The organism is Elusimicrobiota bacterium (genome assembly GCA_016182905.1).
Classification (GTDB): Bacteria; Elusimicrobiota; Elusimicrobia; order UBA1565; family UBA9628; genus GWA2-66-18.
The window spans coordinates 1-12,242 of the sequence record JACPFR010000059.1 but is presented as its reverse complement, the minus strand read 5'-3'; the positions used below and the strand labels follow the sequence as shown (position 1 = coordinate 12,242).

Annotated in this window: 14 protein-coding genes; 10 read left to right on the top strand and 4 right to left on the bottom strand. The window is 70.0% G+C overall.

Features of this window, described 5'->3' with window-relative positions; translation table 11 throughout:
• Nucleotides 1–19 precede the first annotated feature (19 nt).
• The 5 genes from HYV14_17545 to mutM are packed head-to-tail and all read left to right on the top strand — an operon-like array spanning nt 20 to nt 4,157.
• On the top strand, nt 20–949 hold the full coding sequence (locus HYV14_17545; GenBank protein MBI2387793.1) for a cysteine synthase family protein: 930 nt from the start codon (nt 20–22) through the stop codon (nt 947–949).
• A complete protein-coding gene (locus tag HYV14_17540) occupies nt 946–1,392 on the top strand; it encodes a M67 family metallopeptidase (protein MBI2387792.1) in 447 nt (148 codons plus the stop codon). Before HYV14_17545 ends, HYV14_17540 begins: the two co-directional genes overlap by 4 nt.
• A gap of 2 nt (nt 1,393–1,394) precedes the next feature.
• Nucleotides 1,395–2,813: a molybdopterin-synthase adenylyltransferase MoeB gene (gene moeB / locus HYV14_17535; protein MBI2387791.1), complete on the top strand. Its 1,419-nt coding sequence runs from the start codon at nt 1,395–1,397 to the stop codon at nt 2,811–2,813.
• Between the two features lies 1 nt (nt 2,814).
• The gene (locus HYV14_17530) at nt 2,815–3,375 is read left to right on the top strand and encodes a rhodanese-like domain-containing protein (GenBank protein ID MBI2387790.1); all 561 of its coding nucleotides are present in this window, start codon (nt 2,815–2,817) and stop codon (nt 3,373–3,375) included.
• The gene (gene mutM, locus HYV14_17525) at nt 3,375–4,157 is read left to right on the top strand and encodes a bifunctional DNA-formamidopyrimidine glycosylase/DNA-(apurinic or apyrimidinic site) lyase (protein ID MBI2387789.1); all 783 of its coding nucleotides are present in this window, start codon (nt 3,375–3,377) and stop codon (nt 4,155–4,157) included. The genes HYV14_17530 and mutM overlap by 1 nt, the downstream gene beginning before the upstream one ends.
• A gap of 17 nt (nt 4,158–4,174) precedes the next feature.
• Here mutM and HYV14_17520 read toward each other — a convergent pair whose 3' ends face one another.
• Nucleotides 4,175–4,312: a hypothetical protein gene (locus HYV14_17520; protein ID MBI2387788.1), complete on the bottom strand. Its 138-nt coding sequence runs from the start codon at nt 4,310–4,312 to the stop codon at nt 4,175–4,177.
• Nucleotides 4,313–4,369: 57 nt separating this feature from the next.
• Entirely contained in the window at nt 4,370–4,609 is a 240-nt protein-coding gene (locus HYV14_17515; protein ID MBI2387787.1) for a hypothetical protein, read from the bottom strand.
• A 140-nt stretch (nt 4,610–4,749) separates the two neighbouring features.
• Here HYV14_17515 and HYV14_17510 point away from each other — a divergent pair, with 140 nt between their 5' ends.
• The 4 genes from HYV14_17510 to HYV14_17495 all read left to right on the top strand — a co-directional run bounded on the left by HYV14_17510 (nt 4,750) and on the right by HYV14_17495 (nt 9,208).
• Nucleotides 4,750–5,121 carry a GntR family transcriptional regulator gene (locus HYV14_17510; protein ID MBI2387786.1) on the top strand — a complete coding sequence of 124 codons (372 nt, stop codon included), beginning with the start codon at nt 4,750–4,752 and terminating at the stop codon, nt 5,119–5,121.
• Nucleotides 5,118–6,002: an ABC transporter ATP-binding protein gene (locus tag HYV14_17505; protein ID MBI2387785.1), complete on the top strand. Its 885-nt coding sequence runs from the start codon at nt 5,118–5,120 to the stop codon at nt 6,000–6,002. The genes HYV14_17510 and HYV14_17505 overlap by 4 nt, the downstream gene beginning before the upstream one ends.
• Nucleotides 5,999–7,870, top strand: a complete 1,872-nt coding sequence (locus HYV14_17500; GenBank protein MBI2387784.1) for a hypothetical protein — start codon at nt 5,999–6,001, stop codon at nt 7,868–7,870. Before HYV14_17505 ends, HYV14_17500 begins: the two co-directional genes overlap by 4 nt.
• Before the next feature lie 201 nt (nt 7,871–8,071).
• Nucleotides 8,072–9,208 carry a hypothetical protein gene (locus HYV14_17495; GenBank protein MBI2387783.1) on the top strand — a complete coding sequence of 379 codons (1,137 nt, stop codon included), beginning with the start codon at nt 8,072–8,074 and terminating at the stop codon, nt 9,206–9,208.
• On the opposite strand, the gene HYV14_17490 is transcribed toward HYV14_17495, so the two are convergent.
• Nucleotides 9,205–10,272 carry a DUF2891 domain-containing protein gene (locus HYV14_17490; GenBank protein ID MBI2387782.1) on the bottom strand — a complete coding sequence of 356 codons (1,068 nt, stop codon included), beginning with the start codon at nt 10,270–10,272 and terminating at the stop codon, nt 9,205–9,207. The genes HYV14_17495 and HYV14_17490 overlap by 4 nt on opposite strands.
• A 17-nt stretch (nt 10,273–10,289) precedes the next feature.
• Nucleotides 10,290–10,823, bottom strand: a complete 534-nt coding sequence (locus HYV14_17485) for a hypothetical protein (protein ID MBI2387781.1) — start codon at nt 10,821–10,823, stop codon at nt 10,290–10,292.
• 279 nt (nt 10,824–11,102) lie between these two features.
• Between HYV14_17485 and HYV14_17480 the strand changes: the two genes are divergently transcribed.
• On the top strand, nt 11,103–12,242 hold a 1,140-nt coding region (locus HYV14_17480; protein MBI2387780.1), incomplete at its 3' end, for a HAMP domain-containing protein.

Genomic DNA, 12,242 nt, shown 5'->3' with positions numbered 1-12,242 from the left:
GGTTTATTACACTATCATTATGCCTGCGACTGCCGCGCGCTCCATCGACGGGATCCGCGTCGGGAACACCCCCTTGCTCGACGTGTCGTTCGCCTTTCCCGAGCTCGGCGACAAGGTCCGCGTCGTCGCCAAGGCGGAATGGGCCAACCCCGGGGGATCCGTCAAGGATCGCGCCGCGTTCTTCATCGTCAGGGACGCGCTGGAAACGGGCAAGCTCGACGGCGGCAAGGTCCTGCTCGACTCCTCGTCGGGCAACACTGGCATCGCCTACGCGTGGCTGGGCGCGCGCCTGGGGGTCAAGGTGGCCCTGGCGGTGCCCGGCTCGATCGCCCGGCAGCGGCGCGCGATCCTGGAGGCCTACGGCGTCGAATTGTTCTTCACCGACCCGCTCGAGGGCTCCGACGGCGCCATCCGCGAGGTCCGGCTCATGCTCAAGGCCGAGCCCGGCCGCTATTGGTACGCCGACCAGTACTCGAACCCGATGACCTGGCGCGCGCACTACGAGACGACCGCCGCCGAGATCTTCGAGCAGACGCAGGGCCATGTCACCCATTTCGTCGCCGGGCTCGGCACGAGCGGGACCTTCGTCGGCGCGGGACGGCGCCTGCGCGAGCTCAAGCCCTCCGTGCGGCTCGTGTCGATGGAGCCGGACGGTCCGATGCACGGCCTCGAGGGCCTCAAGCACATGGAGACCTCGATCATCCCGAAGATCTACGACGATTCCGTCGCCGACAGCCGCATCCAGATCGCCACCGAGGAAGCGCAGGAAGCGGCGCGCGCGCTCGGGCGCAAGGGCGGCATCCTGCTGGGCCCTTCCGGCGGCGCGAACCTCGCGGCCGCGCTGCGGCTCGGGAAGGACCTCGCGGCCCAAGGACGCGAGGCGGTCATCGCCACCGTCTTCGCCGACTCCGGCGAGCGCTACCTGGGAGAGAGGTTCTGGCAGCCATGAGCCTGAAGCTCAACCGCGCCGTCGAGGCCATCGTCGCGGCGACCTGCGAGAAGGCCTTCCCCGAGGAGGGCTGCGGCCTGCTCATCGGGCCGGTCCCCGGTGACTTCGACAAGCCCGGCCGGACGCTCGTCGTCGACGAGGCCCGGCCCCTGCCCAACGGCTGGGACGCCTCGGCGAAAACCAACCGCTATCTGATCGACCCGAAGGTCATGGCCCGCGTCGAGGCCGAGCTGTCGGGGACCGGACGAGGCGTCGTGGGATTCTTCCACTCGCATCCGTCCGTGCCGGCCTGGCCGTCGCCGTTCGACCTGACCATGGCGATGCCGTGCTGCAGCTATTGGATATTGCAGGTACGCGACGGCAAGGCCGTGGACTCGCGGTCTTGGCAAAGGACGGAGGACGGGCGCTCGTTCATAGAAGAAGAGATCGTAATCGAAGGATGATCATGAGCATTGAGATAAGACTTCCCACGGCCCTGCGGGCGTTCGCGGACAAGCAGGAAAAGATAAGCGTCGACGCCGACAGCGTCGGGGACGCTTTGGAAAAGCTCTTTACGAGGCACGAACGACTGCGCCAGCAGCTGATGTCGCCGGACGGAAAACTGCGTTCTTTCGTCAATGTCTATGTGAACGACGACGACGCCCGCGACAAGCAGGGCCTCGCCACCGCCGTCAAGGACGGGGACACGATCCTGATCGTGCCCGCCATCGCCGGCGGCTCGACGGTCGCGGAGCTCGAGCTGACGAAGGCCGAGCTCGCCCGGTACCACCGCCACCTGATCATGCCCGAGGTCGGCGCCGAGGGCCAGAAGAAGCTGAAGAACTCGTCGGTGCTGTGCGTCGGCGCGGGCGGTCTGGGCTCGCCGCTGGCGCTGTACCTGGCCGCGGCCGGCGTGGGCCGCATCGGCATCGTCGATTTCGACACGGTGGACGAGTCGAACCTGCAGCGGCAGATCCTCCATGACACGTCCTCGGTGGGGACCTCGAAGCTTGAATCCGCCGAGAAACGTCTTAAGGGACTGAACCCCTTCGTCAACGTCGAGCTGCACGAGACCAAGCTGAGCTCGGCGAACGCCGTGGAGCTTTTCAAGCGCTACGACGTGATCGCCGACGGCACCGACAACTTCGCGACGCGCTATCTGGTCAATGACGCCTGTGTTTTGACCGGTCGTCCCAACGCCTACGGCTCCATCTTCCGCTTCGAGGGCCAGCTGTCCGTGTTCGGCCTGAAGGACGGCCCCTGCTACCGCTGCCTGTACCCCGAGCCCCCGCCCCCCGGCCTCGTGCCCAGCTGCGCGGACGCGGGCGTGCTCGGCGTGCTCCCGGGCGTCATCGGCACCATGCAGGCCGTGGAGGCCCTGAAGCTCATACTCGGCATCGGGCGCCCGCTCTCCGGCCGCCTGATGCTCTACGACGCCCTCGAGCAGAGCTGGCGCACGCTCAAGGTGAAGAAAAATCCCGCTTGCCCCATGTGCTCGGAAAATCCGACCATCAAGGCGCCGATCGATTACGAGGCCTTCTGCGGCCTCAAGGAGAAACCGACCGTGACCATTCCCGAGATCTCTGTCCAGGACCTCAAGGCGATGCTCGATAAAAAGGACAAGTTCGTGCTCCTCGACGTGCGCGAGCCCCATGAGTACGAGATCGCCAAGATCCCCGGCTCCACCCTCATCCCGCTGGGCAAGCTGCCCGAGCGCTTCGGCGAGCTCGACAAGGGCGCGAAGCTGATCGTGCACTGCAAGATGGGCGGCCGCTCGGCGAACGCCGTGCGGTTCCTGCGCGAGAAGGGCTACGACGCGACCAACGTCGCGGGCGGCATCAACGCCTGGTCGGAGTCCATCGACCCCTCCGTCCCGCAGTATTGAGATGAGCGGAGAGCTCTTCTCCACCATCGACCCCGAGTCCGCGCACCGCATACTCGAGTCCGGGGCCCCCGGCGCCCTCGTGGACGTGCGCGAGCCCGGCGAGGTCGACACGCTCCGCGTCGAGGGCGCGCTGAACCTCCCGCTCTCCCGCCTCAAGGAGCTGGCCGGCCGCCTCGACCCGAAGGTCCCCGTCTACCTCCTGTGCCGCTCCGGCTCGCGTGCCGCCTCGGCCGCGTCCCAGCTCAAGTCGCTCGGCCGCCGCGACGTCTTCGTCGTCGCCGGCGGCCTCAACGCCTGGATGTCCTCGGGCAAGCCGGTCGTGCGCGGCGAACGCAAAGTCTGGAGCCTGGAGCGGCAGATGCGCTTCGTCGCCGGCCTCCTGGCGTTCGGCGGCGCGGTCCTGGGCTTCACGGCCGGCCCCCGCTGGTTCTATCTCTCGGGCTTCGTCGGCCTGGGCCTGATGTTCGCCGGCGTGACCGACATCTGCACGATGGCGCTCATACTCGCCAAGATGCCGTGGAACAAGGGCTCCGGCGACTCCGGCGACTCCTGCGGACGCTGATGCCCGAGCTTCCCGAGGTCGAGACCGTCCGCCGCGTCCTGCAGGAGAGATACGCCGGAAAGATCATCACGGCCGTCGCGCTCGGAAAGCCGACGTTCTATCGCGCGCCGCCGTTGGCGGCGATCAAGATCCTCACCGGCGGTTCGATCTCGTCGTTCAAGCGCCGCGGGAAATACTTGATCGCCGTCATCAAGGATCGCGGCGAGGTGATCTTCCACCTCGGCATGTCCGGGCGCATCACCGTCGGCGGAGAGAGCCCGCACGTGCGCTTCCAGATGTGGATCGGCACGGAGGCCGTGCGCTTCCACGACTCGCGCCGCTTCGGCCGCGTCGGCTGTCTTCTTCCGGCCCTTGGACCCGAGCCGCTTGATGTGGAGTTCACCCCGGATTATCTCTGGAAGATCCTGCGCAAGCGCACGGCGCCGGTCAAGGCGCTGATCATGGACCAGAAGCTGATCGCCGGGCTCGGAAACATCTACGCGACCGAAGCCCTGCACGCGGCGAGGATCCGCCCCGGCCGCGCGGGCAAGTCGTTGAGCCGGGCGGAGTCGGACAAGCTCGCCGCCGCGTGCCGCGACATCCTCGTTCAGGGAGTGTCGGCGGGCGGCGCGACGCTCGACGACGAGGCGTTCCTCGACCCGCTCGGCCGCCCGGGACGCATGCAGATGGGCGTGATGGTCTACGGGCGCAAGACCTGCGGGACCTGCGGCGGGGCCGTCGTCGGCACGCGCAAGAGCATCGGCGGGCGCGCCAGCGCTTACTGCCCGTCCTGCCAACGCTAGGCGGTCAGGCCGAGAATCTAGCGGCGGCCGCGCAGCGCGTTGTTCAAGGTCGAGCGCGCCGCGACCGCACGGAGCGGAGCCGGGCGCCGCTTCTCGTAAAGGTACATCGCGGTCAGGATCGCGGCGGGCACGGCGGCCAGAAGGGTGAAGGTCATCGGGATTCTCCGGGAGAGCGAAGCGTCGACGGAGGATAGCCCCGGGAGCCGGTTCCGTCAAGACCCGAGATAGTCGGCCAGGTCGGAGCGGCGCAGCGCCTCGTGGAAGCGCTCGACGGTCGCCGCGGTCTCTCCGGCCTCCGGGATGCGGAGAGGCTCGGCCGGGCGCCAGCTGGGCTTGAAGCCGCGGCGGACCTCTTTGCGCCGGCGCCACGCGGACACCGCGGGCGGCACGATCATGAACAGGATCGGGAAGAGAAAAACGGCCGCCGCGAGAGGGACGATGAAGCCTTCCATGCTTTCAGCGTAAAACCGGGAGCCCCCTCCGTCAAGGGCCCTCAACGTCTGTTTCCGGAAACAGTATTGGGCGCGCCCCTTGACAAGAACGCGGCGCGGGGCTAGAATACTACTGTACTAGTTCACTAGTACACTTAAATATGATCCGCATCGACCCCCTGTCGCCGACGCCTCTCAACGAGCAGATCAAATCCGGCCTGCGCGGCCTCATCGCGCGCGGGGCGCTCAAGCCGGGCGAGCCCGCGCCCACCATCCGCCCGCTCGCCGAGTCGCTGAAGGTCAACCCGAACACGGTCGCCCGCGCCATCCGTGAACTCGTGCTCGAGGGCGTGCTCGAGACCAAGCGCGGCGAGGGCACCGTGGTCGCCGCCGGCGCCCCCCGCAAGGCGTCGGACGGCCTCTCCGGGATCCGCGACGGCCTGCGCGAGGCCCTGCGCCAGGCCCGGCGCGGCGGGCTCGACTGGGACGACATCACTTTGCTGGTGCGGCGCGCGGAGAAGGAGGACATATGAACGCCCTGAGCTTCCATGACGTCACGCGGACCCTCGGCGGCCGCCGCGTCCTCGACGGCGCGTCCGGCGCCGCGGAGCAGGGCAAGGTGATCGGCCTGCTCGGGCGCAACGGCGAGGGCAAGACGACGCTGTTCAAGGTCCTGCTCGACCTGCTCGCCGCGGACTCGGGCGAGGTCGAGGTGCTGGGGCTTCGCCCCGACGGCTCGGGGAGGATACGCCAGGCGGCGGGCTACATCCCGGGGCGGCCTTCGTTCCATCCCTTCATGAGCGTCGCCGAGGTCCTCGACCTGCGCGCGAGCCTGTTCCATCGATGGGACCCGGCGCGAGCCGTGAGCCTGTGCAAGCGGCTCGGCCTCGACGCCGCGACCCGGCTCGAGGGCGCCAGCAAGGGAACGCTCGGCAAGCTCGCCTGGGTGTGCGCCGCCGCGCACGACCCGAGCCTGTTCCTGCTCGACGAGCCGACCTCGGGCCTCGACGCGCTCGTGCGCGAGGAGGTGCTGTCCGGACTCGTCGCCGAGCTGGGCGAGGCGGGCAAGACCGTGCTCGTGACCAGCCACCGCATGGACGAGCTCGCCGGACTGCTCGACGAGGTCTGGGTGATGGCCGGCGGGAGGATCGTCGCGGTCCACGCGCTCGACGCCCTGCGCGCCGACGCCTGCGTGATCGGGGGAAGGCTTCGCTCCGCGGACGCGCCCCCCGCCGTGCCCGGGGCGATCCCGCTCGGCGGCGAGGGCCTGGTGCGCTCCTGGGCCGTCCTCGACCGCGCCTCGCGCGAGCGCCTCCTCGGCTGCGGCGCCTTGCTTTCGCCCACGGTCGAGCCCATGCCGCTCGACCGGGCGTTCTCGCATCTGTTGGCCTTGAAAGGAGGCGGACCCCGATGAGCTTCCCCATGATCCGGCTCGAGCTGCGCAAGAACCGCCTCGCCGCCGCGAGCGCCGCGGCGGCCTTCCTCGTCACCTTGCCGGTGTGCCGCCTCGTCTCGGCGACGACGGGCCTGGAGCTGAAGCTCAGCCTCGACGCGGCGCTGACCGCCTGGGTCCTCCTCGGCGTGCCACTGGCCGCCGCCCTCATCGGCGCGGCCTCCGGCGCTTCGGCGGCCTCGCGCGAGGCGAATGATTGCGAGGCGATCCTGCCCCTGTCACCCGGCCGGCGCGCGTTCTCCTCCCTCGCCGCCTCCGTCCTGCTCGCCGCGGCCTTCGCCGGCTTCGTCCTGGCGACGGGCGCCGTCCTGGGCATGCCGCCGGGCCGCGTCCTGTCCCCCGGGCGGAAGGCCTGGGGCGCGGCCTTCTGGTACGGGCTCGAGATCGCGCCGCTGCTGGCGATCGCCGCGCTCGACGTCCTCGCGGGAGCCTGGACGCTGTCGCGCCTGCTCGGCCACGGGACGGCCGGCGGCCTGCTCGCCCTCGCCGCGACGACGTTGACGGGCGCGGCCGTCGCCGTCTGCTTCGGGCTCCAGATCGAGCATCACGCCTGGGGCGCCTCCTGCCTGAGGACGGCTCTGGCGCTCGCCGCCGGGGGGGCGCTCGCCAAGCTCGGGGCCGGCGCCCTCGCGGCGAGCTGGGCCGAACGCCGCGCCGGCCCGCGCGTCCTGGCCTCCGCCCTGGTCCTGCTGCTCCTGCCCGGGCTCGCGATCTGGGGACGGGCGGGCATGGAGCTCAGGATGCTCGACGCCCGCGTCCTCCCCCTCGAAGCCGCCGCGGTCTATCGCTACCAGTCGTTCGACGGCCGCTATCCTCGCGGGAGCCGGGCACTCGCCGCGGCCGGAGAGGGCGCCGTGCTCAAGACCGTGCGCGGCGGGCTGTTGATCGCGGACGCCTCGGGCGTCCGCGCCCTCGTCCCCGAGCAGAACTCCGGCCTGTCCGAGCTGCTCCTCGAGCCGTACAAGGTCTGGCTCCACGGCGCCTGGCGCGACGAGAAAGGCGTCCTGTGGATCGAGCGCTACGTCAGCCCCAACACCGAGCTGTGGCGCGTCGAAGGCGGCAAGGCCGAGAGCCGTCGGATGACGGACCACGGCTCGCTCTCGATGATCGGCGGCGTTCCGCTGAAGCACCGCTACCCCGACGCCAAGCGCGTGCTCTTGGCCCCGGCCGCCGACTATTTCGTCCGCGGCGACAAGGCGGCCTGGTTCGAAGGCTACACGGGCTTCCTGTCCCATCGCCGGGGCGAAGCCTCGGTCGGACGCGTCGCTTGCGCGGGCAAATGCCTCGAGGCGGGCGGGAAACGGTGGACTTTGCCGGGCGTCGCGCTGGACCCGGACCCCGTGTATCCCGACGAGGCCGCCGGCCGCCGGGCGTACCTGGTCCCGGTGCGGACCGCCGAGGGCGAGCAGGTCGCGCTGTGCCGCGCGGACGGAACGGCCGCGATCGCCTGGCCCCTGCACGGCTCGACCTACCAAGGCCTGCCCGACGGGACTCTGTTCTCCTTCGGACCGGGCTCCACGCTGTGGGCCGTCGACTCCGGAGGCGAGCCCGCGCGGCCGCTCGCCTACGCGCGCCTCGCGCGGGAGCTCTCCATGCCCCGCTCCTCCCGCCCCGCGCTGATGCGCCGCGCGGAGGGCAAGGCCTGGCTCGTCTGGGGCGGGAAGCTCACGGTCCTCGACGCCGCCGGGCGCACGGTCCTGTCGCGTCCCTTGCGCGAAGACATCGAGGAGGCGGTCCCTCTCAAGGACGGCTTCCTGATCGCGACCGGGCGCTCCGCTTACTTCTCGGATTGGGAGGGGAACCTGCGCCGCGTGGAGAATCCGCGCTGAACCGTCCCCTGAAACGAGGCGAGCGGTTCCCCCCTCAGAGAGCCGCTCGCCGTCCGACGAACTCAGGATAACACGCCCGCCCGCGGACTCCAATGGAGGGAGGGCAAAGAGTTTATGAAGCGCGCATGACCCGCCGTCTTAACCCCGTGTTTCCTTGACGGATCGCGGTCCGCGGGTTATCCTTAGGGCAACGGATCGACCATGTCACCCACGCCCCTTTTCCTGAGCGCCGCGAGGATCGAAGCCCTCGCGGCTTTCCGTTCCCTGGAGCCCGACGCCGTCACCCTGCACCTCGCCGTGGACGGCGGCGGCCTGTATCCGTCGACCTTCCACCAGCTCGCCGCCGACGCCCGCCGCGACCCGCGCATGAAGCTGCTCGGCCGCGACATCGACCGCATCGAGACGTTCGTCAAATCGGAGTTCGTCCCGGGGCCGCACCGCCTGGCCGCGGTGTACTCCTGCGCCAAGCGGGGATTGTTCGAGACCTTCGCCCTGCCTCAGCCGTTCAAGAGCACCTTGAGCGCCGCGGAGACCCTCGATCTCCGCCCGCTCAACGCGCTCGCGGGCCAGTACAACCGCTTCATGACTTTGCTCCTCGGTCCGGCCAAGGCGCGCTTCGTCGAGCTGCACATGGGCCTGGCGTTCGAGCTCGAGGCGATGAGCGGCGATTTCGAGACGCTGGACGGTCTCGGGGCCGTGTCGCAGCACGCCGCCACCCTCGCCCGCGAGCGCCGGTTCGACCGGCTCATCCTGGGCGCCCCGGACGCGCTCGCGTCGTCGTTCCTCCCCCTTCTCGACGCCTCCCTGCAGAAGGACGTCATCCTCGAGCCGGTGCTGGGGCCGGAGCGGCCCGTCGAGGCCGTGCTCGAGCGCGTCCTCCACAACGAGCGCCAAGCCCGATCGGTGCGCGAGAGCGTGCTGGTGCACCGCCTGCTCGACGCCGCGCGCGTCGGAGGCGCCGTGATCGGCCTCGAGGCCGTGACGACGGCGATCCAGGAGGGCGCCGCGGCGCGGGTGCTCGTGCGCGACGGCTACGCGAAGATCGGCCGGGCCTGCCCCAAGTGCGGGCACCTGTCCGTCGCCAACCGCTCCTGCCCGTGGTGCTTCTGCGCGACCGACATGGTCCTCGACCTGGTCAGCGAGCTGGGCAACAAGGCGCTCGACGCGGGCTGCGAGCTGTTCCGCATCATGCACGACGCGCGCTTCGACGGCGTGTGCCGCATCGGCGCGGAGCTCAAGGTGGCGGTCAATAAGCCCGCCGCCCCGCCGACCGCGCGCGCGCTGCGCGGCCACTTCGCGATGAAGGACGGCAAGCCGTCCCCTCTGCGCCCGCGCTAGTCCACGGACAAGGCGTACAGCGCGAAGCTCGCCAGCCAATGCTCGCCCGCGTAGTCGCCGCTGGCGACGTGCGGCAGGGAGGCGTCCAGGTGCCGCCCCGCCGCCGCGAGGATGACGGTCCGGCGCGGATCCGCGGGCGGCAGGGCGGCCGCGACGCCCTTGAGGCACCAGGCGCGGCTCAGGTTCAGGCCGTCGAGATGGACGATCTTGGGGTCGGCGCGGTCCGTCACGATCGCCGGCGTCATCAGCGACCGGGGGCCGCCGCGGCCGAGCTCGGGAAGGAAGGCGGTCAGCCAGCGGGAGAACTCCTCCCGGGAAAGGACCCGGCGCATGAGGTCCGCCTCGAGCAGCGCCGGCGAGAAGAAGTCCTCGCCGCCCGGCTCCCACGCCGCGGGATAGTCCTTGTCGGCGGCGAAGTAGGCCTTCGCGCGCCCGACGAGCAGGGCCTCGAGCTCCTTGTCGCCCGCGGCGCGGGCGTAGTCGAGCGCGAAGGCCAGCCCGAACGCCGTGTTCGGATGCGTCCCGACGCGGATCGGGTAGGTGAGCTTGGGCAGGAAATCCTCGTACCGCGCGACGAAGGCGGCGGCGAGAGGCTCGAGGTTCGAGGACCAGCGCTTCGCGTCCGGGTCGTCCCACGAGCGCAACTCCTCCGCCAGCTTGAGCAGCCAGGCCCAGCCGTAGGTGCGCTCGAACGTCTTGCGGCCGGGCTGGGCGAGATAGGCGAGCTCCCCCCGGACCGCGGCCGAGGAGAGATGCGCGTCGAGCGCGGCGCGGAGCCTCGCCGCGTCGGGAAGCGCGGCCTCGGTCCTCAGGGCGCGGACCATGAGCCAGTGGCCGTGGACGCTCGAGTGCCAGTCGAAGCACCCGTAGAAGGACGGGTGGGCGTCGCGCGGACGGGCGAGGTCGTGCATTCCGGCCGCGACGTGATCCGCCTTGTTCGGGAACTCGGCGCCGGCGCATTTCAGGGCGAGGCCGGCCAGGCCGGCGGTCCGGGGCGAAGGCGAGGCCGGGGCGGGAACGGCGGCGAGCAGGGCGAGAAGACAGAGCGCGGTCATGGCGCCCATCTTATCACATCGTTCGTTCAGGCCGGCTCGCGCCCGTAGTAAGGAAGCCCGGCGAATTCCGCGGCGTTGGCGCCCGCGCGCGCTCCGTCCTCCACGTCGCGGGCCCAGTACAGGTCCAGGTCCCCCCCGTCGTGACGGCGCAGGCACACCACGTAGGAGCGGGTGACCGCGCCCAGCAGCAGGCGCCGGCGCTCGCGGCTGATCAGGATGACGGCGCGGAACTCCTCGAGATCCCACGTCGCGTTGCCGCCGGAGGAGTGCCCGCCGACGCCGAGGTAGCGCGCGACCATCCGGTGCTCCCGGTCGATGACGACCCGCGAGCGCCCGCGCAGGAACAGCCAGCCGGACGCCATGAAGGCGGCGCCCAACGTGAAGCGCACGCAGGGCACGAGGAGCGGGACGGGATTGCGGAAAGCGTACGCGGCGAGCGTCGAGCCGAGCGTGACGATCATCTCCACCGCGCCGAAGCAGGCCAGCGCCAGTCCGGCCACGGCCGCGGTCGTGTCTGGGTCCTGCCGGATCTCGAAGCGGGAACGGCTCGTCTTGATCATCGGTATGGGCGAGGACGTCGTTTTCCAGTGTAGCCCCGCCCCCGTCGAGCGTCAAGGCCCACGCGTCAAGAAAAGTTCACAAAGGTGCAACAGTTCGGCCATCGGCCGTCACGGGGGCGTCAAATATAATACGTGGCCTCGCTCACCCGGGAGACACCGACCATGAACCATTCCACGATCCCCCTCAACGGCCAAGACTCGATCGCCTCCGGCGACGCCGCGCTCATCGAGATACTCACCCTTCTCCAAGGCTTCAAGAAAGGCAAGCGAGACGCGCGGATGACGCTCAATAAATTCGGCGTCGCGGGCCGGGTCGCGGACGCGTTCAACGAGCTCCTCGACTCCCACGCGCAGCTCGACGAGGACATGCGGCGGCTGGGCGAGGTCCTGACCGCGATCAAGAAGGGCGACTTCTCGGCCCGCATGCCCGCCGACCGCTCGGGCTCCGCCCGCAGGGTCGCCGCCGACCTCAACGAGATCGCCGACCTCAACGAGCGCATGGCCGGAGAGTTCCGCCGCATCTCCATCGTCGTCGGAAAAGAAGGGAAGATCACCCAGCGCGCCTCCATCGGCGAGGTCAGCGGGTCCTGGAAGACCAAGGTGGCGTCGATCAACTCCCTGATCGGCGACCTCGTGCAGCCCACGAACGAGGTCGCGCGCGTCATCGGCGCCGTCGCGCGCGGCGACCTGTCGCAGACTATGGCCCTCGAGGTCGACGGCCGCCCCGTCAAGGGCGAGTTCCTGCGCATCGCGAAGGTCGTCAACACGATGGTCGACCAGCTCGGCTCCTTCGCCTCCGAGGTCACCCGCGTCGCCCGCGAGGTCGGCACCGAAGGCAAGCTCGGCGGACAGGCGCACGTCAAAGGCGTCGCCGGCACCTGGAAGAATCTGACGGACAACGTCAACTCGATGGCCGCCAACCTCACGAGCCAGGTCCGCAACATCGCCGACGTCACGACCGCCGTCGCCAAGGGTGACCTGTCGAAGAAGATCACCGTCGACGTGAAGGGCGAGATCCTCGAGCTCAAGAACACGATCAACACCATGGTCGACCAGCTCGGCTCCTTCGCCTCCGAGGTGACCCGCGTCGCCCGCGAGGTCGGCACCGAAGGCAAGCTCGGCGGCCAGGCCGACGTGCAGGGCGTGGCGGGCACCTGGCGCGACCTCACCGACTCGGTGAACTCGATGGCCGGCAACCTTACCGCGCAGGTGAGGAACATCGCCGACGTGACGAAGGCGGTGGCGGCGGGCGACCTCTCGAAGAAGATCACGGTGGACGTGAAGGGCGAGATCCTGGAGCTGAAGAACACCATCAACACGATGGTGGACCAGCTTTCCTCCTTCGCTTCCGAGGTGACTCGGGTAGCGCGGGAGGTAGGAACCGAGGGGCGCCTCGGCGGGCAGGCCGAGGTGCGCGGC

Coding starts and splice junctions, on each gene's coding strand:
- HYV14_17545 (MBI2387793.1), top strand. CDS start 20: ATGCCTGCGACTGCCGCGCGCTCCATCGACGGGATCCGCGTCGGGAAC.
- HYV14_17540 (MBI2387792.1), top strand. CDS start 946: ATGAGCCTGAAGCTCAACCGCGCCGTCGAGGCCATCGTCGCGGCGACC.
- moeB (MBI2387791.1), top strand. CDS start 1,395: ATGAGCATTGAGATAAGACTTCCCACGGCCCTGCGGGCGTTCGCGGAC.
- HYV14_17530 (MBI2387790.1), top strand. CDS start 2,815: ATGAGCGGAGAGCTCTTCTCCACCATCGACCCCGAGTCCGCGCACCGC.
- mutM (MBI2387789.1), top strand. CDS start 3,375: ATGCCCGAGCTTCCCGAGGTCGAGACCGTCCGCCGCGTCCTGCAGGAG.
- HYV14_17520 (MBI2387788.1), bottom strand. CDS start 4,312: ATGACCTTCACCCTTCTGGCCGCCGTGCCCGCCGCGATCCTGACCGCG.
- HYV14_17515 (MBI2387787.1), bottom strand. CDS start 4,609: ATGGAAGGCTTCATCGTCCCTCTCGCGGCGGCCGTTTTTCTCTTCCCG.
- HYV14_17510 (MBI2387786.1), top strand. CDS start 4,750: ATGATCCGCATCGACCCCCTGTCGCCGACGCCTCTCAACGAGCAGATC.
- HYV14_17505 (MBI2387785.1), top strand. CDS start 5,118: ATGAACGCCCTGAGCTTCCATGACGTCACGCGGACCCTCGGCGGCCGC.
- HYV14_17500 (MBI2387784.1), top strand. CDS start 5,999: ATGAGCTTCCCCATGATCCGGCTCGAGCTGCGCAAGAACCGCCTCGCC.
- HYV14_17495 (MBI2387783.1), top strand. CDS start 8,072: ATGTCACCCACGCCCCTTTTCCTGAGCGCCGCGAGGATCGAAGCCCTC.
- HYV14_17490 (MBI2387782.1), bottom strand. CDS start 10,272: ATGGGCGCCATGACCGCGCTCTGTCTTCTCGCCCTGCTCGCCGCCGTT.
- HYV14_17485 (MBI2387781.1), bottom strand. CDS start 10,823: ATGATCAAGACGAGCCGTTCCCGCTTCGAGATCCGGCAGGACCCAGAC.